Consider the following 4,114-nt stretch of genomic DNA (forward strand, 5'->3'; position numbering starts at 1 on the left):
TTTTATGATATTACGGAATGTACAGCTGGTGAGGAAAGGGCATCTTGCCGATAATATCGGAATCAAGCGGCGCCGGCGTTTTAATATCAATATTGATGATATGAGTATCCAGGGCGTTTTTTATATCAAACAATACCTGGAGAAATTGCAGCTTGAGGATCAGTTTTGCCGACTCTTTGCTCCCGAGGATATCAATCAACTCTTATATATTTACGGCCGGGTTTATCGTATTAATTACAGCGAGGCCTTAATCAATGTATTTGAAATTGTACTCAACAATGCAATTTATTCAGTATTATCAGGAAATAGCGAGGTTAAATTGCGCATTTCGCAAGAGCAATTTGAGCATTTACAACAGAAGTTTATGGGCCTCGATCACAGCCATACTATAGCTCTTATTGAGGATGCCATTGAAATATTAATTAAGCAATTAGGAATTGATCAGCCCCGCCCACAAGATTATATCAGGAAATTCAAATCCGTATTTTTAAGCAGGTTCATAAATGGATTAACGTATAATTGTCTGGAAAATGTCATCCTTATCGATAAGGAACAAACGCAAAATTTTGATATTGTTTTTGATGAGGGCAATCGCCTGGATGATGAGTCTTTTCGCCTAGTGGTGGATGATATCATGGACTGCACTTTTACCAAGAGAAAAACGGATATCGTACGCTCCAGCATTCATTCGCTGGGGGATTTTATAGATATTCTGGAAGCCGATTGTTTTTTTGGAGATGAATTTTATGATTTGTTCAACAGCTTGGGAGATATGGAATTATCAGTTTTGGCCAGAATCGTTTTCATAGAGGAAATCAGAAGCAATCTTATGAGCTTTTCCTTAGCAAGTCCAGGAGAAAAGGCCGAGGCAATGGAATGGCAGGTTGAGTTTTGCAATTTCTTGCAAAGCTTAAGCGCGGATAGAATCGAATCAATCGAAACCTATATCAAATCCAGCTTGCAAATGACTGATGCATGGGATTTTTTGGGCTAGGGGAGAGCGTCAAAAAAGGCGAATTGCTGCTCTTTGCCATCCATGGCATTGCTGCACTAGCCCATCCTTGGACGTCGCGCAGCTCTTTGCCTTTTTTGATCACGCTGTTTGATTTTGACTTTTTCTACAGTCTGACCACTCGTTTTTTTAACGAGTGGTCTTTTACGTCATTCAGTTGCTTGCTTTTACAACTGCTTGCTAAGCGCATTTTTGCGCTGTATAAGCTCGCTGTATTCTTTATCAAGGGCTGTATATTTTGGATCGCCGGGTTTGTAACGATTTAATTGACCAAGCACCCAGGATATTCTGGTTTCCAGCACCAACGTTTCCTCATCATTGCTCGTTTTTACTGAATCTGCACGGGTTTCAGCAAATTGCTTTTTAGCTGAATTGCCTTCGATGCGCATGATTCTTTGCTGCTCAAAAACAAGCATACCATCGCATATCTGCTCCAGGAAATAGCGATCATGGGTAATGAGGAGAATGGATCCCGGAAACTGCCGCAGGCTTTCCTCCAGGGCTTCCCGACTGTGCACATCCAGATGATTGGTGGGCTCATCAAGGATGAGCAGATCATATTGACCCATAATGGCTAATCCCATAGCGATTTTCATTCTTTCTCCCCGGCTGAGTTCTCCCATGGATACCTGGAGACGGTCATAGGCGATTCCGATTGTAATTAAGAATTGGAAAATGCTTTTCTGATCATCCCGGGTCCAATCCTTTATCAGTTCTTGCAGGGTTCCTTTTTCACCCTGGGGTAATTCCTGGCTTACATAGGCTATCCGAGCTGCGCTGCTTAGAAATATGGTTCCCGTATCCAGGGTTTCCTGGCCTAATATGATTTTCACAAGCGTTGTCTTGCCACAGCCATTGGGGCCCAGGATGCCTATTTTTTCACCCCGGTTGATAAAGAACGAACTATCCCGAAATAGCAGTCGTTCACCATAAGATTTGCTGATACCATCTGCTTCCAGCAGACGACGTCCGCCTTTCCCCCGCGCATTTAAAATAAAATTAACCGGCTGTTCTTTTGCCGGGCGCTCCAGGCTTTTCTGCCGCATTTTCTCCAGGCGCTTGATCTGGGATTTTACGGCCTGGTCACGCTTTTTAGCTTTTTTTCGGTAGTATTCTTTACCACCCTGCAATCCTTCGCCCTTCTTTCGGGATTCGCGATGAGCCTTTGCGGACCAGTTTTTTAACTGGTCTATAGCAGTATCTATTTCCGTTTGTTCCTTCTGCTGCGACTGATAAATGCGCCATTGACTTTCCCGTTCCTTTTGCCGGGCCTGGCGATATGCCGAGTAATTCCCCGTATACATTCGAACCATCCCATTCTCCAGTTCGGCTATTTGCGAAACGGTACGATCAAGGAAATAACGATCATGAGATATAATAATCGCTGCTCCCTGGTACCTGGCTAATTCAGAGATTAGATATGCTACTCCCTGATAATCCATGTGGTTGGTCGGTTCGTCCAGAATAATCAGATCCGGCTGGGAAGCCCAGACGCTGGCCAGGGCCAGCTTGGTTTTCTCTCCGCCACTCATGTTAAATAACCGTTCCCCGGACCAGTTATTAATTTGGTTCATGCCTAGGTGACTGGCCAGACGTTGAAATTCTCCATTCATCCCGATTTCACTGTTAATCACCTGAACCATAAACTCGGGTTGTGCTTCAGTCTGGCGCAGATAGCCGATACTAACATGCTGACGGGATGTAATGATTTGACCCTCATCATATGCAAGATTACCGTTAATAATGTTGGCCAGTGTTGATTTACCTGTCCCGTTACGGCCCACCAGACCAATTCTATCTCCCCGGCATATATCCAGATCAATGCCATTTAAAACGATTAGATCCCCGAAGACTTTTTTAACCTTTTGACAGCTTAATAACATGTAAGAATCCACCTCCAGAAATAAACAAAGGCTGCAAGTAACACCTGTTACTCACAGCCTTAGCAAGCTTTTTAAATACAGTTGTTCACCAAAATCACTCCCGCTTTGGTGACTGTTATTTACCTGAGATTGTAAACAAGCATTCTGGTCATAGCAGAACAACTGGAAGCCCTATGGTTCTTCCTTTAGATCTGCTTCTATTTATTTAGGCCAGAATAAGCTTGCGCATTGCTTTTCTCCTGTCTTTTTATATTACTTTATCATTCTAACACAAATCCAGAGATTTTATCAATGACAGCGTAACGATAAACCCCGTATTGTCACAAGATTGTAAGAAGTACCTAGTAAAATTGTATGCATAAAAAGCATTTTACAATCAGTAATGTAATGGAGATGATTTTGTGAGCATATTGAAAACCAGTAAATTAAAGAAATACTACGGTTCAGGGCAAAATCTGGTCAGAGCGCTGGACGGTGTGGATGTTGAGGTAGACGCAGGCGAGTTTGTAGCGGTAGTCGGTACATCTGGCAGCGGCAAGTCTACCCTATTACATATGCTGGGCGGCTTGGACCGGGCCACCAGCGGAAATGTATGGGTAGGCGGCAAAGATATTTTCCAGATGAATGATAAGCAGTTAACGGTTTTTCGTCGCCGTAATATAGGTTTTGTATTTCAAAACTATAATCTGGTACCGGTATTGAATGTATACGAGAATATCAGTCTGCCAATTGAACTGGACGGTGCTGCGATCGACAAGTCTTTTTTAGACAGCGTTGTAAAAACGCTGGGCCTGGACAGCAAGCTCAATAATTTGCCTAATAATCTTTCCGGCGGACAACAACAACGAGTGGCTATTGCCCAGGCCCTGGCGACCAAACCGGCTATTATTCTGGCCGACGAGCCGACTGGCAATCTTGACAGCAAGACCAGTATGGAGGTTATGGGGCTGTTGAAAATGAGCGGCTTAAAATTCAATCAGACCATCGTAATGATAACCCATAACGAGGAAATTGCGCAGTTGGCTGATCGAATTATCCGTATTGAAGATGGTCAAATCGTTGGGGGTGGATAGATAATAGATAGGAATTTGCTTGCTTTTTTCCCTTCTCAGTATATCACTGGGTAATATTGTAATGCTATCATTATTGGTACAATATTACCTACGATATTATCATTTGCATAAAATAAACCGTTACTATAGTGGGTTTATATGAAACC

The 4,114-nt window shown here is 43.0% G+C and carries 3 protein-coding genes; 2 read left to right on the plus strand and 1 reads right to left on the minus strand.

The features are described from left to right. Positions 1-994 (plus strand): DUF6179 domain-containing protein (locus PHP87_RS11070; protein ID WP_299921335.1); only part of this gene is annotated, 994 nt, incomplete at its 5' end. A 185-nt stretch (positions 995-1,179) separates the two neighbouring features. On the opposite strand, the gene abc-f is transcribed toward PHP87_RS11070, so the two are convergent. Then, positions 1,180-2,895 (minus strand): ribosomal protection-like ABC-F family protein, encoded by a 1,716-nt coding sequence (gene abc-f, locus PHP87_RS11075; RefSeq protein WP_276621113.1) that lies wholly within the window; start codon positions 2,893-2,895, stop codon positions 1,180-1,182. A gap of 401 nt (positions 2,896-3,296) precedes the next feature. Here abc-f and PHP87_RS11080 point away from each other — a divergent pair, with 401 nt between their 5' ends. Further along, complete coding sequence (locus PHP87_RS11080) at positions 3,297-3,968, plus strand: ABC transporter ATP-binding protein (RefSeq protein ID WP_299921340.1); 672 nt, start codon at positions 3,297-3,299, stop codon at positions 3,966-3,968. The last annotated feature ends 146 nt before the right edge of the window (positions 3,969-4,114 follow it).

Source organism: Syntrophomonas sp. (assembly GCF_028707975.1).
Classification (GTDB): domain Bacteria; phylum Bacillota; class Syntrophomonadia; order Syntrophomonadales; family Syntrophomonadaceae; genus Syntrophomonas.